The sequence below is a fragment of the Methylobacterium sp. D54C genome (genome assembly GCF_053345595.1).
On the sequence record NZ_JBKFAK010000171.1, the window covers coordinates 1 to 317 of the forward strand.

General features: G+C 75.7%; 1 protein-coding gene. It reads left to right on the forward strand.

What is annotated here, in order from left to right:
* Positions 1-317, forward strand: a 317-nt coding sequence (locus tag ACLBYB_RS33020) for an aminotransferase class III-fold pyridoxal phosphate-dependent enzyme (protein WP_447701409.1), incomplete at both ends; no start/stop codon positions are given.

Sequence of the window (317 nt, forward strand, 5' to 3'; positions counted from 1 at the left end):
GTGGCCAAGGGCATCGGCGGCGGCTTCCCGCTGGGCGCCTGCCTCGCGGCCCGCGAGGCCGCGCGCGGCATGACGGCCGGCACGCACGGCACCACCTTCGGCGGCAACCCGCTCGCCATGGCGGTGGGCAACGCCGTGCTGGACGTCGTGCTGGAGGAGGGCTTCCTCGCGCGCGTCGCCCGCTCCGGCCTGCTGCCCAAGCAGAAGCTCGCGGCCCTGCGCGACCGCCACCCGCACGTCATCCAGGAGATTCGCGGCGAGGGGCTGATGCTCGGCCTCAAGCTCGGCGTGCCGAACACCGACTTCGCCGCCGCCGC